Genomic DNA, 24,578 nt, shown 5'->3' with positions numbered 1-24,578 from the left:
CCGATATGGGATACTTATTTCGAATTTTCGGATGGGTCCTAGTTCCTTTTACGATCGCACTCTTATTCGTATGGCAGAACGTTCAAGTATCCAGATTGAATCGTGAGCTTGCGATCGCTTCCCAAGAAAAAGAAAAACTCCTAAAAAAGAACGACGATTTAAAGATCGGAATGGCTACTTATACTTCCGCTCGCAGGATCGAAGCATTATATCGTAAGACATATCATTATTTGCCGATCACTGTAGGAGATCGGATCATCACCGTGACTCTACCTCCGGAGAGAAACGAGGCGGAACTTGAAACTTTCAGAGCTCCTTGATCTTTATTCAGAGATTAAAATAGAACAAGGGTCTTATTCTCCGGATGAAAGGATACGTTTCGTGCGTACCGATTCTAGAAAGTTGGATAAGGACGATCTATTTTGTGTTCCAAATTCCTCTGGGGAGAAGGGGGCTGATTATGCTTCCGATTCTAATTCTCGTTTTATATTAATAAATTCTAATTTAAAGATCCAAAACTTAGAAGGGAAGGTCATCCTTAAAACGGCTCTGGATCCGGAAAGTCTCGCGGGGCCGATCGCTTCTTCCATATTGGGAAATCCTTCCGAAAAATTGAAGGTGATCGGAGTTACCGGGACTAATGGAAAAACTTCTCTAACACATATTCTTTCTTATTTAGGAGAATCCCAGGGAAAATCCTGCGGGATCATCGGTACTACCGGCGTTAAGTATAAGGGAAAATTATCTGACACAGGATATACAACTCCTGATCCTAGTAGTCTGCAGTTGATCTTAAAAGAGATGTTGGATGCCGGTGTTGAATATGTTTTTATGGAAGCAAGTTCTCATGGTCTGAAATTGGGCAGAACAAACGGAGTCCGTTTCCAAGCGGGAGTATTTTCTAACCTGACTCAAGACCATTTGGATTTCCATCCGGATATGTTGGATTACCTACAGAGTAAGGCTCTTCTATTTTCTTCTCTTTCTAAACATCCGAATACTTTCGGGGTGATCGATACGGATGCTCCGGGAGGAAAAGATTTTCAAAAATATGTTCGTTCTATTTCTCAAGATCTAAAACTTTTTCACTTAGGCAAAGAAGAAGGTGAATTTCCTATTTCTAAGGAAACATTCTCTCTGGAAAAAACTTCTTATACGATCCGTCTTTCCGAACTTTGGGGAAAGGATACGATTGTGGATACCAATCTTCTGGGTGGATTTAATGTAAGAAATACAGCTCTTGCATTCGTGACCGCACTAGGCTTAGGCTGGGATAAACAATCTCTTTTGAATTCTCTACAAAGTATTCCTCAGATCCCGGGAAGATTTCAGATCTACTATAGCAAGGATAGATCTAGGATGGCTGTCGTAGATTACGCTCACACGCCCGACGCTCTGGAGAATATCCTAAAAAGTATTCGAGAATCTAAGCCGAATGAATTGATCGCACTTTTCGGATGTGGTGGAGATAGGGACAGGACCAAACGTCCTAAGATGGCGAAAATCGCGCAAGATCTCGCGGATAAGGTCATTCTTACTTCTGACAATCCGAGAACGGAAGATCCGGAGATCATTCTAAACGATATCCAAGCAGGATTTGTAGGAGAATATTCTCCATTCTTAAGAGAGGCAGATCGTGCAAAGGCGATCCATTTCGGGATTTCTTCCTTAAAGGAAGGAAGTTGTCTTCTTGTGGCAGGAAAAGGTCATGAGGATTACCAGATCATAGGTAAAGAAAAAAGACATTTCGACGACGGAGAAGAGATCCGGAAGGCTTTCGATTCCTTCGGTTTATAAGTTTGTTCCCAAAAAGTATGCGGGGATCCGCTGTTTGCGTCGATATTTGAAGTAAAGAAGAAGATTTTCTTTTTTCCGTTTACTCGTACTCAAGCGCATTGATCCTGTCTTTACCGAAGTAATATGTTTTATTTTTTATACGAAAGATTTTTCCAAGATCTAGACTCCCTTAGGCTATTCAGCTATGTTACCGTTCGTGCATTAATGGCCGGTTTGACTTCCATGTTCCTTACCTTTTGGTTCGGAGGAAGAGTGATCGAATTCCTAGTTGGATTAAAATTCCGAGAAAGTGTAAGGGACGACGGACCAAAATCTCATAGCGCAAAATCGGGGACTCCCACTATGGGTGGGTTGATGATCGTTTCTGCGATGACGATCTCGGTTTTGCTCTGGGGAAATTTAAGGAATTTGAATATTCTTTTGCTTCTTGCCTGTGCTATTTCTTTTTCTGCGTTGGGTTTTGCGGACGACTATATGAAGTCCGTAAAAAAGATCAAAGGTGGAATGAGAGCTAGAACAAAATTTGCCGCTTCCGTAGTGCTCGCTATCTTATTCTGTGTAACATTTTTATATTATACCGGGGAGGCTCCTAAGGGAACTTCCGGAAAGATCCTATTCCATTTGACCGATCTTTTTCTTCCTTTTGTGAAGGGACCGGTTTGGGCCTGGGGTGCAATTGCGATCCCATTTTCTATTTTAGTAATATTAGGTTCTTCTCATGGAGTCAATTTGACCGACGGTTTGGACGGACTTGCAGGAGGGACAGCCGGTATAGTTGTAGGAACTCTCGGATTGATCGCCTATGTTTCCGGAACTCCTGTCGCTGCAAATTATCTGAATATTCCTTATCTTCCTCATGCCCATGAGTATAGTGTGTTTTTGGCGGCTTTGACCGGAGCATTGATCGGATTCTTATGGTTCAATAGTCATCCTGCACAAGTTTTTATGGGAGATACGGGCTCTTTGTTTTTGGGAGCGACCATCGGACTTACATGTGTGATGTTGAAAAAAGAGATTCTTTTAGTGATCTTGGGCGGGATTTTTGTAGCAGAATCTTTGTCGGTGATCCTACAAGTAGGCTCTTTCAAGCTCACTCAAAAAAGAATATTTAGAATGGCTCCTCTTCATCACCATTTTGAGTTGGGCGGAGTGCCTGAAACAAAAGTGGTGATCCGATTCTGGATTGCCGCGATCATCTTAGCGATCATATCCTTATCTAGTTTAAAGATACAATGAAGGCACTCGGGAGAAAGTTCAAAGATTTTTGGGAATCTCCCGGTTCCCCTTTCGATCTGGTCCTAGTCGGGACCGTATTCTTCCTTTTATTATTCGGCATCTGTGTGATGTATTCCAGTTCCTCCGTAACTGCATGGAGAGAATTCCAGGACGCAGAATATTTTTTAAAAAAACAATTAGCCTGGGCGATAATCGGACTTATCGTATTCTTCTTTTTCGCGAATTTTCCGTACAAACGATTGGAAAGATTCGCGTTAGCCGGAATTGTAATCAGCGTTTTTCTACTAGTATTGGTCTTTATCCCGGGAGTGGGGAAATCCGTAGGAACATATTACGGTCGAAATTTCCATAGATGGATCGGGATCGGCCCTTATCAATTACAACCTTCTGAGATCGCAAAACTTGCCGTGGTAGTATATCTTTCTTCTTTGATCGTTAAGTTAAAGATGAAAGAAACAAAAGATCCTAAGAAGTTCATTCTTCCTGCGGTGCTTCTACTTTCCGTTCTTATATTGATATTGATCGAGCCTGCATTTGGGACCACGATGGAGATCCTATTCGTGGTGATCGCTTTTGTCTTTTTATTCGGTTTTCCTGTTCGAAATCTTTTGCTCGTGGGCCTTGTCTCTCTTCCTTTAGCATATCTTCTTGTCAATCAAGTAGGTTATAGAAGGAAGAGAATGGAAGTATGGTTGGATCCGTATCGATTCAGATATGATGAAGGCCATCAGTTGGTAACTTCTTTTCGAGCATTTTTGGATGGAGGTTGGTTCGGGAATAAATTAGCCAGCGGTTATGCGCATAGGTATCTAACGTATAGTCATACTGACTTTGTTCTTGCGACGTATGTGGAAGATTTCGGATTTATAGGATTTCTTTTTTTCTTCGCATTGGTGCTTATCCTTTTATCCAGGACTTATGTTTTATTAAAAAGAGTAGAAGATCCATTCGGATTTTATCTAGGAGCTGGACTGCTCTTTATTTTAGGCACTCAATTCGTTATCAATAGTTATGTGGTCACCGGTCTTTTTCCGATTACAGGGATCAGTTTACCCTTCATGAGTTACGGTGGATCCTCTTTACTCGTGGTTCTCGCGGCTTTCGGAATTCTTGTCAATATAACCAGAAAAGAAAACATAGGCGTATGAGATCGGTTTTAATCGCCGCAGGGGGCACCGGAGGTCATATATCTCCAGGGGTGGCTCTTGCAGAAAGTCTTGTAGCTAAGAAAGATCCTTTTGGGATACAAAATGTTTTTTTACATTCTCTGATCCGAAACAAGGATAATCCGGACTTAAAGCAGTCTCCTTGCGAAGTAGTTTGGCATAATACTCCATCTCTCTCCGGGAATTTTATCTTATTACCTTTTAAATATGTATTCCAACTTTTGAGATCTTGGAGCAAGTTCCGAAAATTAGGTGTGGACGCTGTGATCGGAATGGGCGGCTATTCCAGTGTTCCTGCTCTTTTGTATGCTGTGATCTTTAGGAAGAAGTTATACTTATGCGAGCAAAATTGTATTCCGGGAAAGGTAAATCGGATCTTCTTTCGTTTTGCTGATAAGGTCTCTTTTAGTTTTCCACCTAAGGACACGAAACTTTCCTGTAGCTGGGAAATTTTAGGAAATCCTCTTCGCTCCAAAACGGTTCCTAAACTCGCTTTAAAGTTTAGCGAAAAATGGGACCCGAAAAAGAAGAAACAATTTAACGTTTTAGTAATGGGTGGATCACAAGGTGCAAGACAGATCAATAATATGGTCGTGAACCTGATGAAACACGAGGTGATCCAAGAAAGATTCCGTTTTAGGATGTTAACTGGAACTGCTTTATACGACGAGGTTTCCAAGAAGACTAAGGACGCGGATCTGATCTCTTATTCCGATAATATGGCGGAACACTATGAATGGGCAAACTTAGTGATCGCACGTTCAGGCTCCGGAGTGCTTTCAGAATGTGCGGCTTACGCTCTTCCTATGATCTTGATCCCTTATCCTTTTGCAAAAGACGATCATCAGACAGCGAACGCTAAATATATGGAAGCGAACGGGGCTGCTGCACTCTTAGAACAAAGGGACGAGGATGAAAGTAAATTGTTCCGTATCCTGAATGAGTTCGCTCAAAACCCGGAATTGCTAAACGATATGTCTATTAGATCATTAGAATGTTCTCATGTGGAAGCTTCCTTAGAAACTGCGAATTTCTTCTTTGAAAATCCCAAATAATGGATCCGAAATTACCTAAACCGGGACTCGGATTTACCAAACCTTTTTTTCTAGGGATCGGTGGCTCGGGAATGTCCAGCCTCGCTCATATCTTGGCAGATGCTGGGTTAGATGTTTGCGGTTACGACGGCAAAAGAAGTCAAGTGACCGAAAATCTGGAAAAGAAGGGAGTTAAGATCTTCTCCTCACTTTCTGATCTTGGGGAAGAGGTAAATTACGACGCTGCGATCTATTCCTCCGCTATCAGATTGGATTCTCATCCCATCGCTTCTTTTTTTAAGAAGAAAGGGATCCGGTTTTATCATCGATCTGAAGTTTTGCATTCTTGTTTCGAACATCTGATATGTGTGGGTGTTGCCGGTTCTCACGGAAAGACCACTACGACTGCAATGACCGGTCATATTCTAAATGAATTAGGTTTTTCTCCTTCCGTAATGGTAGGAGGAGATGTTTCTTTTTTGAACGGAGTAGGCGGGAGATATTCTTCTGGAAAGATCGGTGTTTTTGAATCGGATGAGTCCGATGGCACTTTTTTAAATCATAAGGCAGGGATCCGCATCTTAACGAATATAGATGAAGATCATTTGGATTTTTATCATACTAGAGAAAAACTGTTGGAAGCATTTGCCAAATATATCTCCTTCGGAACGGAAGCCGTGATCTTGGATCTAGACGATCCTGGGATCAGGGATTGTTTGGAATTAGTTCCGGATAAAACTAGGATCCTAGGTTTCAGTTCCGATGTTGATGCGGGAACCAAATTCCCTGATCTTAAAAGTTTAGTACATTATAAAATAGAAAATAAGAAACTGATCTTCCGTTTGGATGGGAAAGAATTGGAGATTACATCCAGATTTCCCGGGAGACATTATCTAACAAATTCATTGGCGGCCCTGATCGCATCCTTTATCTTAGGCGCCGATCCTTCGAAAGCAGCAATCGCAGTTTCAGGTTATGCGGGAGTAAAACGTAGACTGGAATATATCGGCACAAAGGATGGGATCGACATTTACGATGATTATGGCCACCATCCTACTGAAGTCCAGGCGGTTCTTTCTTCTATCCGAGAGTTATCAGGGGGAAGGGGAAAACCTGTGATCCTTTTTCAACCTCATCGTTATACTCGCACAAAGAACCTATACAAGGACTTTGCAAAAAGTTTAGACCAAGTGGACACTGTCCTACTTTTACCGATCTATCCCGCTGGGGAAGATCCTATAGAAGGAGTTTCCTCCGATTTAATTGCGAACGAGATGCAAATAAAACCTAAAATTCTTTCCGGAAATTTATCCATCGATTTGTCTCTTCTCAAAGATATCCTAAGGCCAGGCGATGTATTTGTAAGTTTAGGTGCAGGGAATGTTCGGGATTGGGGATTGGAGTTTTTAAAAACCTAAATTACTGTTATTGAAGAGATCTTCTATCCTGAATTGTTTATGAAAGCTTCATAGTTCTTCCAAATTATAGAAATTGTAAAAAGTATTGGACGAATGACGAAAATCTCGCATTCTGACAGGCAGTAGAATGAAGTTAGTAATCAATATACCTTGCTATAACGAGGAAGCAACTCTTTCTACAGTACTTTCCGAGATCCCAAAAAAGATCCCAGGCATCCAGACTATAGAAGTTCAAATTGTAGATGATGGTTCGAAGGATCGTACCGCTGAGATCGCCGCGCAATACGGCTGTAAAATTATTTCTCATAAAAAGAATCTAGGTTTAGGTAGGGCTTTCAAATCCGGGCTTGAAGCTGCACTTGCAAGTGGTGCGGATATTTTTGTGAATACCGATGCGGATAATCAATATCCTTCTTCTTATATCCCCGATCTAATCGCTCCTGTCCTGACCGGTTCCTCCGACATCGTAATCGGAAATCGTGTACCTTGGAAGGTGGAACATTTTTCACCTTTAAAAAGAACATTACAATGGTTCGGGAATTTAGTCGTGAGGAATTTGATCGGTACGAATATCCCTGACACGGTATCCGGCTTTAGGGCATATTCTAGAGAAAGTCTTTTAAGATTAAATATCACTACAAAGTTTTCTTATGTTCTAGATACGATAGTTCAAGCGGTTAAAATGGATTTGGCCGTTTCTTCTATCCCAATTCCTACAAACCCTCCCACAAGGAAATCCAGACTATTTAAGAATATTTTTCAACATATGTGGAAGTCTGGGACCTCGTTAGTAAGATTGCTGATCATCTATAGACCATTCCAATTTTTCGGGGCCTTATCTATAGTTTCCTTTTTGCCTGCGCTTGCGATCGCAATTCGTTTTTTGATTTTTTTCTTTTTAGGAATAGGAAAAGGGCATGTCCAGTCCTTACTCTTTGCAGTCGTATTAGTTATTATTTCCGGATTATTTCTAGTAGTGGGTATCGTTGCGTTTCTAGTCGGTATGAATCGTAAATTAATCGAAGAGATGTTATACTACGAGAGAAAGAAAGCATTTTGGAAACAATCTTCCGACATCACTGTCCATTCCACAAAATCATCTAAAAGGTCAAAATAACTCTCTAACCGAACGGCTATGGCGAATCATAAAAAAATCGCCCTATTGGGGCCTATTACTCCGTATCGGGGCGGTATCGCTCAATATAACACTTTCTTGAGAAGATCACTTGCTCAAGTCAGCGATTTGCATACCATTTCTTTTAAACGGCAATATCCTAAATTTCTTTATCCAGGAGAAAGTGATATAGATCCGTTTTCAAACGTTAAAGAGCTTCATGTAAATTATATGCTTGATGCTCTGAATCCGTTTAGCCTACTAAAAGTAGCAAAGTATATTATAAAAAATGAAATTGATACTGTCATTCTTACTTGGTGGACTTTATTTTGGGCTCCTGGATTTGCTTTAATAGCTTATTTAGCTCGAAGAAAAAAAATCCCCGTTGTTTTTATTTGCCATAATTTGACGGATCATGGTGCCAAGGGGTTAAAGAAAAGAATTACCGAATTCCTTTTGTCGACCGCGAACGGTTTCATCGTTCATTCTAGCGAACATGCGGCGATCTTGAAGTCAAAGTTCCCGTCAAAGCCGGTATTAAAAATTTATATCCCATCCTATGATGAATTCACTGCTCCTAAGGGTACTTTGAAAAAAAGAGGCAGGCTCGAACTTTTATTTTTCGGTTTCATTCGCCCATACAAGGGTTTGGATATTCTTTTTAACGCATTATCACAATTAAACGATCCGGAAATATTTCTAACGGTAGTCGGGGAAACCTGGGAGAGTAAAGAAACTCTTTATGAGTCCGTTAAAGATCTAAACTTAAAGAACATAGAATTATATTTGTCATATACGAAAGAAGAACAGCTTGCAGAGTTTTTCGAAAGGTCCGACGCTATAGTTCTTCCATATCGTTCCGCTTCAGGTAGTGCAGTCGCCGCAGTCGCTTATCGTTATGATTGTCCAATTATAGCTACTCGCGTGGGTGGGCTGGTAGATATAGTTAGAGACGGGGAAACAGGTTTCTTGGTCGAACCTGGATCGTCCGAATCTCTAGCCGAAACGCTTAAGGCAGTTTCCAGAAAAAAATTAGCGGCTCTAAAAGGACCGATCCGTGAGTTCAAAAAAGAACTTACTTGGGAACATGTAGCAGAGAAAATTCTGGGGTTTACATCGGAGTTAAAGCAATAGAAGAACTATTGGGGGAAGAAGGAACCGGGTAGGCTAAACCTATTTATAGTTAAGCGCTCCTGCTTCGGATTGATATCATGGGAAATAATTTGAGCTTAAGCAAGTTGACTCTCTTATACGGGGCGGCCAATATTTTTTCCAAAGGATTGACCTTCATAATATTCTTTGTTTTTACCTTCTTCTTAAAAAAAGAAGAGATAGGGCTATTTGATATAATCTTAACCAGCTCCACGCTCGCCGTACCTTTGATAGCACTCCAATTGTATGATGGGATACTGAGATGGTGCTTAAACGAGGAAAAAGATTCCCCTGAAATACCGAAAGTTATTTCAGCAGTGACTATTGCGTTCTTTTTAAATGTAATCATCTTTTCAGTTATATACTGGATATTCAGCCTTATAGTCCCTATCCCATTTTCTATCCTTGTTTATTTATTTATAATATGCCAGGCTTTTTATACGATTGTTCTACAATTTGCGAGATCTAGATCTCTTAATTTCGTTTATGCATTTTCTGGCGTAATTTATTCGGCCATATTTACTTTGGGGTCCTTGGCGACTTTATTCGCTTCTAATCTAGGATTACAAGGCGTGATCTTGGCGAATTTGCTGGCGGTTTTTACGACTTTAACCTATCTTCTTTTTAAAACCGGCTTCTTTTCCTACTTTCGTTTTGGCTCGTTCCAATTATCTTTATTGAGTTCCATGTTGCTTTATACTCTGCCTTTGATCCCCAATCAAATGAGTTGGTGGGCGATTTCCGAATCGAATCGGTATATGATCTTGTATTATTTAGGGCTGACTGCAAACGGCTTATTTGCAATCGCAATAAAATTCCCGAATATATTGCTGACAATGCATTTGATATTTAACCAAGCATGGCAAGAGAAAGTAATTCGTTTGTTTGGAACGGAGGGAAGTTTAACATACTTCAATGATATTATCGGTAAATATTTGAAATTACTCTTAGGCCTAACGGCACTCGCGATCAGTTTTTCCAAACCAGTGCTTCCGATTATTGTAGATCGAACTTATTTTGAAGTATGGAAATATTTACCTCTTTTCTATTTTGCAGTTTGTTTCCAGGCTTTGGCTAGTTTTTATGGAGGAGGATATTTGGCTGCGAAAAGAACGAGTAGCGCTTTTTACACAACTCTGGTTGGGGCATCGGTGAATGTGTCCTTAAATATTATCTTGATCCCTTATTTCGGCTTATTGGGTTGTGCAATCTCATTGTTTGTAGGAAATGTGGTTCTCTTTATTGTTCGTTATTTTCATTCAAAAGCTTTCTTCCCAATCGAATTTCCCATAAATAATCTAATGATAAATATTATATTCATATCATTTTTTGCAGTTTGTTCGATAGCGGAAGACCAGCGGATCTTATTTTTGAATATTATTGCTAGCGTGCTGTATTTTATATATTTGAATAAGAAACTACTTCTTGATTTTCTTCATTATGGACGAAGTAGGCTCGCAGAGAGGAAATAATAATTGCCTCATCTCGGTATAATTTTACAAATCCTATATAATTCGAATTAAGTATGAAATTTATATACTATAAAGCTAAAAAAGGGAATTTCGGAGATGATCTTAATCCTTGGCTTTGGGAAAAGCTTTTTGGAAAGGAAGATGTATCCGACGGTTTGGATCTTGTGGGAATAGGATCCATACTTTTTGATGGGAATAAAATATTCAGCAAAGATAGAAAGAAAATAGTTTTCGGTAGCGGGATCCGCCCGAATTCCAACAGTTTCAATCCGGATCCGACATGGAAGATCCTCTTTTTAAGAGGGCCATTGTCAGCTAGATCTATGAATAATGATTATCCATATATTACGGATTCTGCTTATTCTATTAGGCAGGCTCGAATTTTTAAGGATATAGTTCGAGAGAAGAAAAAATATGAAATTAGTTTTATGCCGCATTATCAATCATTAGGGCTTATTGATTGGGAAGACTTATGCAATAAACTAAATATCCATTATATATCGTGTAAGAGCGAGTCGGGCATTGAGTTTACTCTGAGAGAAATTGCTAGGTCTAAATCAATCATAACCGAATCGATGCACGGAGCAATTTTAGCCGATGCGTTTCGTGTGCCTTGGCATCGTTTGATATTGTCGACACCTTATACCGAAGGATCGTTGATATCGGAATTTAAATGGAAAGACTGGCTGCTAACGATTAATAAAGTCGATTTTCAAACTACAGGCGTTAAACTTTACGAAAAATATTTATTAGGTAAGATCATTAATAAGCTTACATTTGGAAGAGTGAATGCGGAATTTTTCTCAAAAAGCCCGATCCACCGAAGCCTTCTGTCGGCATTATCGAAAATCAATGCTTACTCTTTATCGGATGAAAGGACGATCACAAAATTGGACAACCTTTTAAAGAAAGAGATCAAAAAGGTCGGAGATATTCAAAAGACCAATAAAACACGCGGCTTATGACTTCTCCTTCTAAGACTATTGAATTAATTTCTCCGAAAAACTCTCTAGGTATTACTAGATACTGCAAAACTTTTGAGACGATTTTCAGATCGAAAGGGATGGATGTAAAATTTTTAGAAAAACCATCTAGCCCCAGCTCATTAGCTCATTTTCATATAGGAAATAGCGGCAGAGAGTTATTAATTTCCGCTTCAAAACATAAAACCAAGGCGATCGTTACTCTGCATGATATATTGCCTAGGGATAAGATCTTACGATTTATTATGGGCCGTTTACAATTGTTCTCTCTCCGAAAACATGCATTAGTGGTCCATTCGGAATATTCTAAGAAGCTCGCTGCAAAGTTCGGTTATAATAGACCGATCGAAGTAGTGCCGATGGGGCCTCACCCTTTGGAAGATTTGGCGGATCAGTCGCAAAATGATCTTAGTTTAAAGTCGCATGGGAAAGGATCGGGAAAAACTCTTCGACTATGCCAACCGGGAGTGGCTAAAAAAGCAAAAGCTTTGCCTGAATTGATAGAAGCCATTTCAAATTTTCCAGAAATTACATTGGTGATAGCAGGTGGAATAAAAGATAAATTGACTAGGGACTTTATTCAAAAATACCAAAAACCCAATCTGATTGTGTTAGGGTATTGTGATGACGAAGTCCTGAATCAAGAAATTAGAAAGTCCGATTATGTTACTTGTTTTCGTGTGGATTCGGTAGGAGAAGCGAACGGGCCCTTAGTACTCTCGCATTATTTAGGAATTCCAATAGTAGGGTGGTCGATCGGATCCATTCCGGAATATGCCTTAGATGGTGATCGGATATTTCCTGAGAATACTCCGATTGCGAAGATCCTAAAAACTCTTTTGGAAGAAGATAGATCGACCAATGTTAGGCCAGGATTTCTTAGAGAACAGGTTATGAACTATTGGGATGTTACTTTCGATAGATATAGAGAGATATATTCAAAGATGGGTTGGATATAAAGTTTATGTATCGAATTGAAATCGAATACCAAGCCGCCTTTTTGAAAGTTAATGTGATGAGCGATATAGATTTCGCCAAAAAATGATAACTGTGCGTAGTTTAAATACTTAAAGGTTTCATTCGTAAAAAAGAGAAATGGATAGATTGATTTTTAGATTAGGCTGGATGATAGTTTGAAACATAATGAATTGGTAAAGTATCGTCCTGATGTGGACGGCTTACGTGCAGTAGCAGTTTTATCTGTAGTTCTCTTCCATGCGTTTCCATCGTTTCTGACCGGCGGCTTCGTTGGAGTCGATGTATTTTTCGTTATATCCGGTTTTTTGATCTCGAGTATTCTTTTTAAGAATCTACAAAGCGGGACTTTTAATTTTTTCGAATTTTACGTTCGGCGAGTACGACGTATTTTCCCGGCGTTGCTTGTCGTTTTGTTTTTTTGTCTCGGTTTAGGTTATTATATCCTTTTGGGAGAAGAATATAAACAATTAGGGAGACATACGTTTGCAGGTAGTTTGTTCTTTTCTAATTTTGCTCTTCTTGATGAGTTTACAGATTATTTTAATGTAGCGGCTGAGCTGAAACCTTTGCTACATCTTTGGTCTCTGGGAATAGAGGAGCAGTTTTATATATTCTGGCCCTTATTCTTATATATAGGTTGGAGATTAAGACTAAATCTATTCCTTGTTACTCTTTTTTTCGGAGTCGTATCCTTCTTCCTGAATATTGCCGAGTTCCAGAGAAACCCGATCTATACATTTTATCTTCCTTATACTAGAATATGGGAATTGTTAGCTGGGGCGATTTTGGCTTGGTTTCATACTAATGAAATAAAAGTATTCGGAGATCTGCTTCCACACTACTTTGATAAATTTAAATTTTCCGAATATAGGCTCTCTTTTTCTTTTTTGAGAGAAAAGAGATTTCAGGATCTTTTTTCTAGTTTAGGATTTCTATTTATTTTAATCTCAGTATTATTTTATAATAAACTCACTCCCTTCCCGGGATTTGCGGCGGTGCTTCCTGTATTTGGTTCTTTATTGATCTTATTTGCCGGTCCGGAAGGGATTGTGAATCGCAAACTGCTGAGCACAAAGCCAATGGTATTCGTTGGTTTGATCAGTTTTCCTTTATATTTATGGCATTGGCCCCTTCTTTCCTTCGCTACGATCTTGGAGAGCGGGACTCCTTCTCAAGGATGGAGGATCACAGCAGTAATCCTATCCATCTTATTTTCTGTTTTAACCTGGCAATTCGTAGAGAAGAAGATCCGCTTCCGAGAAGGAAGATCCGTTTTATGGGTGTTAGTCGGTCTTTTGCTCTCGGTCGCATTTATAGGGCAGAATATTTATAAACGCAACGGCTGGGAATGGAGAGTTAAAGAGTATAAGGAGAACGCAAAAATTTTTGAAGGCTGGCGGATCGAAGACGACGCGTGTATTCAGAAATTCAGGCCGAAATTCGGAGATAATATTAGATATTGCTTATTAGGATCCTCCGATAGTGAACCGGTCGCCGCATTTTTAGGAGATAGCCACGCAAATTCCTTGGCATATGGATTGATCCGTAAATTAAAAGACCAAGGAACTAACGTGCTGCATATGGGAACTGGAGGGTGCCCGCCGTTTTTTGGAATGATCGGTAATGAAAAATGGCCTTGTGATAAAGAAAATTTCGCTTTGGAAATTTTAGAAAAAGATCCTAAGATCAAAACTTTCATCTTAAATAGTTCCGGTCCTAGATATATGAACTTATCAAATTATGAAGATAAGGCTTCTCTCAAGGGAATAAAATACCAGTATAGACCGGATATAACTGATCCGAAACAAGCCTTTGTTCAAGCGTTTCGTGACACAGTGAAGAGGCTTCTGTTGGCAGGCAAAGAGGTCGTTTATATAGTAGATGTCCCAGAAATGGATTTTGATCCGAAACGTTGTGTTCCTTTAAGGCCTTTCCGTTTAGGATTCGAAAATTTAGAACAATCCTGTCGTGTGAAACGAGCCGATTTTGACGAAAGAAATAAAGAATATCATGAAATAGTAAATTCGCTCAAGCATGAATTTCCCCGAATGAAAGTCTGGGAGGCTTGGAGGCCAATTTGTGACAACGAGTATTGTTATGCTCTTAAAGATGGGAAATTACTATATCGAGATAGTCATCATGTATCTTTGGAAGGTTCTTACTGGTTGGGAGAGAAATACGATCCGAAATAAGAGCTTTATAATTAAAAAGCTTTGCCCGGATTTTCTCCCACAAAATTCCAGTGACCCATTTTTCGATCTTGCCTAGGGTCCGATTTTCCGTAGAGATGCAAAGTGTATCTAGGATCGGATAGGTATTCGATCCACTTCGCGGAGGCCGGCTGATAATCCTGGCCTAAAATATTTTTCATAGAAGAAGTTATAGAGGATAATTCTTTCGGAAATGGAAGTCCAGTAAGACATCTGAGTTGTAATTGGAACTGGGAAATGTTTGCTCCGTCTTGAGAAAAATGTCCAGAGTTATGAGGTCTAGGAGCAAATTCGTTGAGTACGATCTTTTCTCCTTTGATAAAAAACTCTAAGCCGAATACTCCCACATAATCGATCCCATCCGCTAAAATTTTTGCGGATTCTATCATCTGTCTTTTAACCGAGTCTGAAAAGTTTCCGGGATGTATCGTGAGATCCAAAATATGGTTTTTATGAATATTCTCGGATGGGGAGAAGTATACAATGTTTCCTTTTTGGTCGCGGGCTAAAATGACGGAACCTTCTTTGTCGAACTCGTACCATTCTTCTAAAATTAAGTCCAATGGTTCTTGTCCTAAGGATCCTACCCAAGCTCTGAATTCTTCTTTGGTCTTAAATTTAGTCTGTCCTTTTCCGTCATATCCGAACGAAGAAGTTTTTAATACTGCAGGGAATTTTGAAGTATTCGCAGCTTCGGTCGCTTCCGCCTTGTTTGTGATCGGATAAAATGGAACAGTAGGAAGTCCTAATTTAGAAAATAATGTTTTTTCTCGGATCCTATGTTGTGCGATACGGATACATTCCGGGCTTGGAAATACAGGAAGAGAATTTTTCTTAGAATATTCTGAAATAAAATTTAATTCTCCTCCGGGAATATTCTCGAATTCGAAAGTGAGAGCATCGATGGATCCCAAAAATTTTCTTAAGGATTCTTCGTCTTCGTATGGGGCCACAGTTTCGACGGCTCCGACTTGAGATGCGGGACTATTTCTTTCCGGAGAATAAACTGCGACTTGATAACCCATGGTGATCGCTTCTTGGGCGAACATTCTTCCGAGTTGGCCGGATCCCATAACTCCCAGTTGAGATGGGGGAACTAGAATTTTATTCATATTAGATCTTTATTTTTGGACAATGCTTCTTCTCTAATATCGTTTCTGTATTGTTCCAATTTTTGGGATAATTTCTCATCTTGTAAGGAGAGGATCCTTGCTGCAAGTAAGCCTGCGTTTTTTGCTCCTGCAGTTCCGATCGCTAATGTTCCTACAGGAACTCCTCCCGGCATTTGGACGATGGACAATAAACTGTCCAAACCGGAGAGCGCTTTACTTTGTACAGGCACACCTAAGACCGGCAAAGTGGTCAAAGATGCGATCATTCCTGGAAGATGGGCAGCTCCTCCTGCTCCTGCGATAATGATCTCGAATCCTTTGGATCTTGCTGATTTGGAAAATTCAAACAAAAGTTCTGGAGAACGATGCGCGGAGACAATTTCCTGATGACATTCTATCCCGAATTGTTTCAGGATCAGAACCGCTTCCTTCATGGTTTCCCAATCGGAGCTACTTCCCATTACGACTGCGACTTTCGTTTTCACACTAGCAAATTCTCTCGAAACGGATTATCGGGCAAGCCCGAAAATGTTCTATATTAGTGTTGCTTAGGAATTTAATTCTTCGACGGCTCTTTCTAATTTCATTCCTCTGGAAGCTTTTGCCAAAAGATAAGAACCTTTCGGAACTTCTTTGCGGATGGTCTCGACTAGATCTTTTAACCCTTCTTCATTTCCTGGAAAAGAAAAGGAGGGAAGATCCGGTTTTGCTTTTTTGCGAAAACCTTTTAATGTATAAGAAGAGTCCGGGCCGTACAAAAACACACCTTTGCAGTTCTTTAATCCTGCGGCAAAGATCCCGATCTCGGTGTGGAATTTTCGGGAATAATTTCCTACTTCTTTCATGTCTCCTAAGACTGCGTAAAATCCATCTTCTCCGGAGATTTGGGAACATGCTTCTAAGGAAGAGAACATGGATTCTCTATTTGCGTTATAGGTGTCGTTTAGGATTTTATAATGTCCTACTTGGAAATCCAAACGTTTATCGGCAGATCTAAAATTGCGGATCCCATTCTGTATCCATTCAGTTGGAACTCCTACTTCTTCCAATAGGGAAACGCATAGAGATAGATTCTCTAACAGTTTGATCCCTGGCAAACTCCAATCCAGAGAGGAGTTTAGAAATGAGATCTTAAAACCTTCTCTATTCGTTTCCAGGATCTCTATTCTTCTTTTTAAAGGGATAGATTTAAATTTAATTCCGTAACGAAGACATTTACGTTTTAGGAAATTCTTATATTCTCCGGTCTCGGGATAGAATAATGTTCCACCTTTTAACATCCCTTCTAAAATTTCAGCCTTAGCTTTTGCAATTCCCTTCCTGGATCCTAATAATTCTATATGTGCAGTGCCGATCGTCGTAATGATGGAATAATCCGGCCTTGCCATCTTTGTGAGTCTGGAGATCTCTCCGAGATGGTTCATCCCCATCTCGCATACTACGTATCTAGTTTTTGAGTTTATCCCGAAAAGTGTGAATGGAACACCGATCTCATTATTATAATTTTTTTCAGTTACGAGTAACGCTTCTCCTAAACCGGAAAGGCAAGAAGATAAGATCTCTTTTGTGGTGGTCTTACCGCTGGATCCGGTAACCGCAATTATGATCGGATTAAATCTAGATCTATGATAAGACGCAAGTTTTCCGAGAGAGAGTAATGTATCCTTGACTTGGATCGCTTTTTGTTTCTGTTCCGAAGAGAGTGTTTCTAAGATCGGGTGGTTCTTCTCGCATAAAAAGTAAGAAGCGCCTTTTTCCAATGCGTCTAAAATAAATTCATGCCCGTCCCTATTTCCCCTTAAAGGTACGAATAATGTTCCAGGTTCGGCCATTCCGGAAGAGGTTGTGATACTCTTGATCTCTTCTTCCTTAAGAAAAGAAAACTCGGATGTGCTTTGTAATACCTTTCGTATCGTTTCCGGATCATATAGAAATGGGGCTTTCATCGGAACCAATATATCTTCCGGCGAAATACAAAGCAGTCTATTTTTAAAAATTCCTCTTGCATAGTTCCTATCCTGGATTTCAAGTATGCGGGATGCGAAAATCCAAACTAGTCTTAGTTGGTTTAGGTAGGATTGCCTCTTCTTTAGAAAAGGATCCTTATCGAAACAAACCTTGTACTCATTCGGGGGTCATTTTCGGCGATTGGGGCAAAAAGAATTTTGAGTTCTTAGGAGGCTTCGATCCGCATCCAGATAAAAGAGAGAAGTTCCTACAACAATGGAAACTTCCCCAAAATTTCGCGCATCCGGATTGGGAAAGTTACCATTCCAGATCCGTTCCGGATATTGCAGTCATCGCAAGTCCTTCCGAAAATCATTATAGAAACGCAGTTGAATGGATAGAAAGGGGAACCAAAAACTTACTCATTGAAAAGCCTGTATGCGAGACTTATCTGCAAGCAAAGGATCTAGAAAAACTCTCGCGTAAGAAAGGAGTTCGTATCTGGGTGAATCATGAGAGAAGGTATCATCCAAAATATGCATGGGCTAAGGAAGTTATAGATTCGGAAAAGTTTGGTCCGGTTAGAACGATCCGAGCTTCCGTTCTTACTTCTGCGCTCGCGCCTGGTCGGGCTTTTCAAGGAAGGACCGGGCCCTTATTTCATGACGGAACTCATGCGGTCGATTTGATCTATTGGTTCTTGGGAAAACCGGACAGAATACGTTCTTCTTTGACCAGACGAAAGGGGATACCGATAGAAGATCGGGCTCTTGCGTTCTTAGAATATAAGTCCGGGCCTGTGGTTTTTTTAGAAGCAGGCGGAGCTCGTAAGTATTTTCAATTTGAGATAGATATTATGACCGAAGAGGCTCGGATCCTTCTCTCCAATGATGGGATGAGGCTTTTTCATTCCAAACCTTCTAAGAAGTACAAAGGATTTAATAGTTTGACGGAAGTCTCATTTCCCGAAAAATCATTCCTCGGACCGAACCCGTTTATGAACTTATATAAAGAAATACGAAACGTTCTCACGGGAAAATCGGAAAGGATCACCGGCGATATTGGAGAAAATCGGAACATCATGGAACTTTTACATCGTATTAAGACCGGCGCCGAAATTAGAACCGTTTCGGAAATATAGATCGTATGCCCGCAAGTTCCCCATCCACAAACGGAAATCAATTACCTAATTATTCTGCGAGAGGCAGATATTATAGAGGGAGCTTCTTCCTTTGGAAAAAAATATTCTCCCTATTCTGGTATTATAAATTCGTAAGATTATTTCTTTCTTCTAAAACAAGAGAAGAAAGAGAATTAGAATTTTATAAATCTCTTGGATCGGAATGTAGGGACTTCTTCCTAAAAATGGGAGGAGTGTATGTGAAATTAGGTCAATATTTCGCTTCTCTATCCCATCTATTCCCTGAAAGTTTTACCGAACCTTTACAGGATCTTCAAGATAGAGTTCCTCCTCATCCATTCTCGGAGATCCGAGAAAGATTCAAAAAAGAATTCGGAAAAGAAATTGTGGAAACTTTTCCGGATATTTCCGAGACTCCTCTTGCTTCCGCTTCTATCGCCCAAGTACATTCCGCCACATATAAAGGAGAGAAGATCGCAGTTAAGATCTTATATCCCGGCATAGAAGATATTATCCAGAAAGATCTAAAAGCAGTTCGTAAATTCCTAAAACGTATCAATCGTTTTTTAGTTAGCTTCGATTTTAAAACGGTTCATAAAGAAATTTCGAAGTTGGTTGGAAGAGAAACGGATCTTCGTTTGGAAGCCGAGTCCATGGACAGAATGGCCAGATATTTTGCGGAAGAGCCGGATTATGTTTTTCCTAAGCTGATCCCTGAGTGGAGCGGTAAAAGTGTGTTAACCGCTCAGTTTATAGAAGGGATCCGTATCACTCAGGCAGGGAGTTTGAAAAAAGGTCAGGCAAAGTCTAGACCGGTTGATCTTTTGATAAGAGCTTATATCCTGATGGTGTTCGAGTTTCGTTTCTATCACGCGGACCCACATCCGGGAAATATGATCTATACTCCGGATGAAAAACTTTGCTTTATAGATTTTGGTGCGGTAGGAGAGATCCCACCTAGCCAGGCCGTCGCCTTAAGAAAGATCATACTTCATGCGATGACAAAAGATTATCCCGCTTTGATAGAAGCTCTGGATGAATTAGGGATTATTTCTAAAAAGGCGGATCGTGAAAAGTTGGAAGAAGTTGTCCGTTATTCTATGGAAAAACTTTCCCGCTTCTTATCCGATACGGATTCATTTAAGAATATCAAGTTCGAGCAGATCCATACTCCGGAAGATCTGAAATTTTTGAAAGAGATCAACTCGAGCCTCCGAGGACTTTTGAGAATGATCCAATTGCCTACATCTCTTGTTCCTTTGGAAAGGGTACTTGGACTTCTGGTTGGAATTACTGCAAACTTGGATCCGTATAGAACCGTATTAGACTACGGCGAAAAACCTTTTAAGGGTCTCGTCTTTCAGGGGGAGAACCAATGGCAGAAGGTTTTGGTCCAAGAAGGTGGTATCTGGGGTCAGGCAGTTTCTCTTCCTGGAGAATTATTACAGGCAGTTAAAAATTTAAATCGGGGTAAACAAGCGTACAAGTTACCCGATCTGGAACAACATACAAAAAGAATGTATTCCCTCGGTCATCAGATCATATCTAGCGCATTTATATTATTCGGGATCCATTATGGAACCGATAGATTGGATAAAGGGATCGAAACCCATGCGATGGTAGCTTACGGAGTTTCCGTTTTCTTCGGAATCCTCCTTGCTCTATCCGTAATCAAAAATAAATTCAGCTCTAAAAGGAATCGTCAGTGAAATATTTCGAAAAGAAATTCTTAGAGGTTTATCCTCCTATATTCATCGTAAGCGTTATTGTCGGAACTATTATAGACCTAGTAACCAAATACATAGCGATTTTATATTTAAGACCTCATAACCCAGTCGAATTGCTTGGCGATTTCTTTCGTTTGACCCTGACCTTCAATACCGGTTTCGTCATGGGATTGTTCCAAGGATTTCCAAGGACCTCTTTATCCTTAACCGCAGTTGCGATCCTAGTGCTTATCGCGTACCGTTGGAAAAATTCCGATCTGGGGCATCCTGCCGGTTGGGCATTAGTAATGTCCGGAGCTTTTGGGAATTTTATAGATAAGTTTTTTGTAAAGATCATAGGTATCGGAGCGGAGTTCGGGTTCATCGAAAATCGTTACGAAGGAAGATTTATCGGAGTAGTGGATTTCTTAGACTTCGATTGGCCGAATTGGCTTTTTATAGAAAGATGGCCAGCTTTCAATTTTGCGGATTCCTGCGTAAGTGTAGGGCTCGTCATTCTTGTATTAACGATGAAGATCGAAGAGGATAAGAAGTAGTTTTGAATTTTCTCCAACTCCCAATCTGGAAAAAAATAGTTAAGAAGAAGGGAACGTCTAATCCCGAGATCATGCGTTTTCTTCGGGAAACTTCCGTATTCGGAAAACTGAAAAGAAGGACCTTACACGAGATCGCAAGACTTGTTCATGTAAGGCAATATTCCGAGGGAGAGGAAATTTTCAGGCAGGGAGAAGCTGGAGCGGGATTTTATATGATCTTCGACGGCAAGGTCGCCATTCGTTCCGTAAGAGACGGAGTCGAACTAGATCTAGCTCATTTAGATCAACATTCCTTCTTTGGAGAGTTATCCTTATTCTCCGAGGAAAGAAGAACTGCGACTGCGATCGCTCAGGAACCTTCTACACTTCTTGGATTTTTTCAACCGGATCTGAAAGAGATCATAGAGACAAAACCTAAGATCGGGATCGAGATCCTCTTAAGTCTCACGGGTGTCGTTGTGGAAAGGCTCCAAAAGACGAACCAATTATTAGAAAAAGCTTATTATAAGGGCAAACAGAAAAATGCCTGAGTCTACGAAACCGCTCTCCACGTACGTTATACGAGTAATTTTCTTTTTCTTGGTCGGAGCGGCCATCGTATTTTTCGTAATCGGCTTACAACTTTTGATCGTGCCGATAGCCTTATCGCTTATCCTTTTTTATATTTTTAACGGTTCAATTAACTATTTCGAGACATTAGGTATTCCTAGGATCCTATCCGTTGCGATCTTGATCTTTTTACTTTGTCTTCCGATCTATTGGATCGCGACTGAGGTTGCGCCTCCAATCGTTTCTACTCTGCAACCAATCGTTAAAAATTGGAAACAGGATATAGACGATGCTAAGTTCAAATATTTAGTCGTAGGTTTCCAGCTTAGATTCAACGATTATCCTGCAAGTTGGGAAGATACGATCCGTCCGGAAGAATTGGTTAAACAAGCTGCAGAATTGATCCACACTCAAGTAAACGCTCTTGTGTCTGTGATACCAACATTGATCGGTTATTTGGTGGTCACTCCTTTGTTTGCATTCCTGTTTTTGCTGAACGGTAACGGAGTGTATAAGAATATAGTCAGCCTTGTTCCGAATCGTTATTTCGAAATGACATTGATGGTTACAGCAAAGATCAATGAACAGATCACGAATTATCTGAGAAGTTTAGTGATCCAAAGTGCAATCATCACTGCGGTCTCAATGATCGGTTTTTATATAATCGGTTTGAAATATTTTTATATATTCGCGTTATTTGTGGGGATCGCAAATTCAATTCCATATCTTGGCCCGATCATCGGAATGGTTCCTCCTTTGTTCATGACATTGACCCAAGGGATCGGTATTTTTAACCCGAACTCTATCAATGATGGAATGGGAATGTATGAGTTGATGGTCGCGATCTTTGTTGTGATCCTCATCGCTCAGGCTGTGGATAATTTCTTTGTCCAACCTGTGATCATTTCCGACGCAGTATCTCTTCACCCCGTAATAGTGGTGGGGGCGGTTACAGTCGGAGGAAGTTTACTCGGTATCGCTGGAATGCTTGTCGCAGTTCCTTTAGCTGCGATCCTAAAAGTGACAATTGCTTCCTTGTACAGATCTATGAAAGACCATAAGCTGCTTTAGAAAAAAGCAGCTTATTCTTATATAGATTTATTCTGCTCCTACTCCCAAGTATACCCTTACTTTTTCAGATTCGTATCTTTCTATAGCGTTTGTATCCGGAAATAGTTTAGAAAAAACGAATGCACTCAAAAATGCCAGGGACATAGAGGCAATCGCCGGATTTTTCAAAGGAAAGATCGCCTCTTGGAATTTAAACACATCTACCCAAACCGTAGGACTAAAAATAATAAATAGGGTTGCGGATACTGATCCGACCAATATAGAGGAAACTCCTCCAATTGTACTGAAATTTTTCCAAAGAATGGAAAGGATCAATGCGGGGAAATTCCCGCTCGCCGCGATTGCAAATGCAAGTCCTACCATGAATGCAACGTTTTGGTCCTTGAATAGTATCCCTAAAAGAATTCCCACAATGCTGAAGACTACAGTTGCTTTTTTTGCAACGGATACCTGTTCTTTCTCTGTCGCTCTTCCTTCCGTAAATACATTGAAGTAAAGATCATGAGATATGGTAGAAGCCGCTGCTAAAGTTAAACCTGCAACTACCGCAAGTATTGTGGCGAATGCAACTGCAGCAATAAATCCTAAGAAAGGAGTTCCTCCTAATAATTCCGCAAGAAGTGCTGCGGCCATGTTCCCGCCCTTGTCTATACCGGCGATCTGTTCTCTTCCTATCAAAACCGCCGCCGCAAATCCTACGATAGGAATGATGATATAGAAATATCCGATGAAGCTAGTTGCATAAGCTACCGATTTTCTGGCTTCTTTTGCGTCCGGTACAGTATAAAATCTCATAAGAATATGAGGTAATCCTAATAGACCGAACATTAATGCGAGTCCTAAGGAAATTGAATCGATCGGACTAGAAGCAAAGCCACCCGGTTCCAAAGCGGTTCTTCCGAACTTAGTCTCAACTGCAGAAAAAAGATTTTCTAAGCTGAAGCCGAACTTCGCCATAGACAGGATCACAAGTAAAGTGACTCCGAAAAGAAGAAGACAGGCTTTTATGATCTGAACCCAAGTTGTCGCGATCATTCCCCCGAATAAAACGTATAGAAGCATGACTCCGCCTACGATCAAAACTGCGAGTTCATAGGGAAGACCGAACATCAGATTGATCAGTTTACCTGAACCTACGATCTGAGCGATGGAGTAGGTGATTGTCACTAAGATCCCTCCGACCGATGCAACGATCCGGATCGGTTTTTGTTTTAAACGAAATGCTAATACGTCTGCAAAAGTATATTTTCCTAAATTACGTAAAGGTTCTGCAAGCAGGAACATGAGCGCAGGCCAACCCACTAACCAGCCGACTGCATAGATGATACCGTCATAACCTTTTAACGCCACCATACCTGAAATTCCCAAAAAGGAAGCTGCAGACATGAAGTCTCCGGACAATGCAAGTCCATTCTGAAATCCCGTAATGGATCTACCCGCTGCGTAAAATTCGCTGGAGGTTTTGGTCTTTTTTGCGGCCCAGTAAGTGACTCCTAAGGTTAGGATCACAAAAATAACGAAGAAGGAAATTGAAATAAGGTTCGGTTGTCCCAATGCGGATACCATTATCGATTCTCCGTTTCTAATTTGGATTTTAAAACATCTACTTCTTTATCGTAGAATCGATTGGCCCAAAAAACATATATGAAAGTAAGAAACCATGCGAATACGATCACGCCGGCTCCTGCGTATAGTCCGTAGTTTGCAAAATTTCCTATCCTTTCGGTCACCAATTCCTTTTTTAAGGCGATGACTAGGATAAATCCGTAATAATTCAAGAATAGAAAGAATAATAAAACAAAACTTACAATCCATCTAACACGGACTAGTTTTTTGAATTCTGGAGATTCTATTAACTGATGGGCTTTTACTTTCATGGAAGAGATCCTCGAAACAGGGAAGGAGGATAAAAGTATAACCTAGGTTGGCAAGGAA

At 40.3% G+C, this 24,578-nt stretch carries 22 protein-coding genes; 17 read left to right on the top strand and 5 right to left on the bottom strand.

The features are described 5' to 3' along the window. Positions 1–5 precede the first annotated feature (5 nt). The 12 genes from EHQ64_RS10790 (at position 6) to EHQ64_RS10735 (ending at position 14,542) form a co-directional block, all read left to right on the top strand. A complete protein-coding gene (locus tag EHQ64_RS10790; protein ID WP_425460418.1) occupies positions 6–320 on the top strand; it encodes an FtsB/FtsL family cell division protein in 315 nt (104 codons plus the stop codon). After that, positions 298–1,797: a UDP-N-acetylmuramoyl-L-alanyl-D-glutamate--2,6-diaminopimelate ligase gene (locus EHQ64_RS10785; RefSeq protein WP_135649498.1), complete on the top strand. Its 1,500-nt coding sequence runs from the start codon at positions 298–300 to the stop codon at positions 1,795–1,797. The genes EHQ64_RS10790 and EHQ64_RS10785 overlap by 23 nt, the downstream gene beginning before the upstream one ends. 123 nt (positions 1,798–1,920) lie before the next feature. Then, a complete protein-coding gene (gene mraY / locus EHQ64_RS10780; RefSeq protein WP_135649497.1) occupies positions 1,921–3,033 on the top strand; it encodes a phospho-N-acetylmuramoyl-pentapeptide-transferase in 1,113 nt (370 codons plus the stop codon). After that, a complete protein-coding gene (locus EHQ64_RS10775; RefSeq protein WP_135649496.1) occupies positions 3,030–4,181 on the top strand; it encodes an FtsW/RodA/SpoVE family cell cycle protein in 1,152 nt (383 codons plus the stop codon). The genes mraY and EHQ64_RS10775 overlap by 4 nt, the downstream gene beginning before the upstream one ends. Further along, on the top strand, positions 4,178–5,254 hold the full coding sequence (locus tag EHQ64_RS10770; RefSeq protein WP_135649495.1) for a UDP-N-acetylglucosamine--N-acetylmuramyl-(pentapeptide) pyrophosphoryl-undecaprenol N-acetylglucosamine transferase: 1,077 nt from the start codon (positions 4,178–4,180) through the stop codon (positions 5,252–5,254). The genes EHQ64_RS10775 and EHQ64_RS10770 overlap by 4 nt, the downstream gene beginning before the upstream one ends. Further along, positions 5,254–6,651: a UDP-N-acetylmuramate--L-alanine ligase gene (gene murC / locus EHQ64_RS10765; protein ID WP_135649494.1), complete on the top strand. Its 1,398-nt coding sequence runs from the start codon at positions 5,254–5,256 to the stop codon at positions 6,649–6,651. Before EHQ64_RS10770 ends, murC begins: the two co-directional genes overlap by 1 nt. Positions 6,652–6,778: 127 nt before the next feature. Continuing rightward, a complete protein-coding gene (locus tag EHQ64_RS10760) occupies positions 6,779–7,768 on the top strand; it encodes a glycosyltransferase family 2 protein (protein WP_246048711.1) in 990 nt (329 codons plus the stop codon). Between the two features lie 18 nt (positions 7,769–7,786). Continuing rightward, the gene (locus EHQ64_RS10755) at positions 7,787–8,899 is read left to right on the top strand and encodes a glycosyltransferase family 4 protein (protein WP_135649493.1); all 1,113 of its coding nucleotides are present in this window, start codon (positions 7,787–7,789) and stop codon (positions 8,897–8,899) included. Between the two features lie 77 nt (positions 8,900–8,976). Beyond that, on the top strand, positions 8,977–10,389 hold the full coding sequence (locus EHQ64_RS10750; RefSeq protein ID WP_135649492.1) for a lipopolysaccharide biosynthesis protein: 1,413 nt from the start codon (positions 8,977–8,979) through the stop codon (positions 10,387–10,389). A 53-nt stretch (positions 10,390–10,442) separates the two neighbouring features. Then, complete coding sequence (locus EHQ64_RS10745; protein WP_135649491.1) at positions 10,443–11,354, top strand: polysaccharide pyruvyl transferase family protein; 912 nt, start codon at positions 10,443–10,445, stop codon at positions 11,352–11,354. A gap of 98 nt (positions 11,355–11,452) precedes the next feature. Beyond that, entirely contained in the window at positions 11,453–12,331 is an 879-nt protein-coding gene (locus EHQ64_RS10740; protein WP_246048710.1) for a glycosyltransferase family protein, read from the top strand. 174 nt (positions 12,332–12,505) lie between these two features. Beyond that, positions 12,506–14,542, top strand: coding sequence for an acyltransferase family protein (locus EHQ64_RS10735; protein WP_135649489.1), 2,037 nt, complete (start codon positions 12,506–12,508; stop codon positions 14,540–14,542). An 11-nt stretch (positions 14,543–14,553) separates the two neighbouring features. On the opposite strand, the gene EHQ64_RS10730 is transcribed toward EHQ64_RS10735, so the two are convergent. The 3 genes from EHQ64_RS10730 to EHQ64_RS10720 all read right to left on the bottom strand — a co-directional run bounded on the left by EHQ64_RS10730 (position 14,554) and on the right by EHQ64_RS10720 (position 17,618). Then, positions 14,554–15,672, bottom strand: a complete 1,119-nt coding sequence (locus tag EHQ64_RS10730; protein WP_135649488.1) for a 5-(carboxyamino)imidazole ribonucleotide synthase — start codon at positions 15,670–15,672, stop codon at positions 14,554–14,556. After that, entirely contained in the window at positions 15,669–16,157 is a 489-nt protein-coding gene (purE, locus tag EHQ64_RS10725) for a 5-(carboxyamino)imidazole ribonucleotide mutase (RefSeq protein ID WP_135649487.1), read from the bottom strand. Before purE ends, EHQ64_RS10730 begins: the two co-directional genes overlap by 4 nt. A gap of 63 nt (positions 16,158–16,220) precedes the next feature. Continuing rightward, the gene (locus tag EHQ64_RS10720) at positions 16,221–17,618 is read right to left on the bottom strand and encodes a UDP-N-acetylmuramoyl-tripeptide--D-alanyl-D-alanine ligase (protein WP_135649486.1); all 1,398 of its coding nucleotides are present in this window, start codon (positions 17,616–17,618) and stop codon (positions 16,221–16,223) included. Between the two features lie 92 nt (positions 17,619–17,710). On the opposite strand from EHQ64_RS10720, the gene EHQ64_RS10715 reads away from it, so the two are divergent. From EHQ64_RS10715 to EHQ64_RS10695, 5 genes are read left to right on the top strand one after another with little or no spacing between them, the layout of a single operon-like run. Further along, positions 17,711–18,760, top strand: a complete 1,050-nt coding sequence (locus EHQ64_RS10715; protein WP_135649485.1) for a Gfo/Idh/MocA family protein — start codon at positions 17,711–17,713, stop codon at positions 18,758–18,760. Positions 18,761–18,765: 5 nt separating this feature from the next. Further along, positions 18,766–20,469, top strand: a complete 1,704-nt coding sequence (locus EHQ64_RS10710) for an ABC1 kinase family protein (RefSeq protein ID WP_135649484.1) — start codon at positions 18,766–18,768, stop codon at positions 20,467–20,469. Further along, entirely contained in the window at positions 20,466–21,023 is a 558-nt protein-coding gene (locus tag EHQ64_RS10705; protein WP_135649483.1) for a lipoprotein signal peptidase, read from the top strand. The genes EHQ64_RS10710 and EHQ64_RS10705 overlap by 4 nt, the downstream gene beginning before the upstream one ends. 2 nt (positions 21,024–21,025) lie before the next feature. Beyond that, the gene (locus EHQ64_RS10700) at positions 21,026–21,553 is read left to right on the top strand and encodes a cyclic nucleotide-binding domain-containing protein (RefSeq protein WP_135649482.1); all 528 of its coding nucleotides are present in this window, start codon (positions 21,026–21,028) and stop codon (positions 21,551–21,553) included. Further along, a complete protein-coding gene (locus EHQ64_RS10695) occupies positions 21,546–22,643 on the top strand; it encodes an AI-2E family transporter (protein ID WP_135649481.1) in 1,098 nt (365 codons plus the stop codon). The genes EHQ64_RS10700 and EHQ64_RS10695 overlap by 8 nt, the downstream gene beginning before the upstream one ends. A gap of 27 nt (positions 22,644–22,670) precedes the next feature. Here EHQ64_RS10695 and EHQ64_RS10690 read toward each other — a convergent pair whose 3' ends face one another. Together EHQ64_RS10690 and EHQ64_RS10685 are read right to left on the bottom strand one after the other, a co-directional pair. Next, on the bottom strand, positions 22,671–24,209 hold the full coding sequence (locus EHQ64_RS10690; protein ID WP_135649480.1) for a sodium:solute symporter family transporter: 1,539 nt from the start codon (positions 24,207–24,209) through the stop codon (positions 22,671–22,673). Next, a complete protein-coding gene (locus EHQ64_RS10685; protein WP_135649479.1) occupies positions 24,209–24,520 on the bottom strand; it encodes a DUF485 domain-containing protein in 312 nt (103 codons plus the stop codon). Before EHQ64_RS10685 ends, EHQ64_RS10690 begins: the two co-directional genes overlap by 1 nt. Positions 24,521–24,578 lie beyond the last annotated feature (58 nt).

The organism is Leptospira sarikeiensis, from assembly GCF_004769615.1.
GTDB lineage: Bacteria > Spirochaetota > Leptospiria > Leptospirales > Leptospiraceae > Leptospira_B > Leptospira_B sarikeiensis.
Note: the sequence above shows the minus strand (reverse complement) of the source record. Positions and strands in the feature narration are given on the sequence as shown.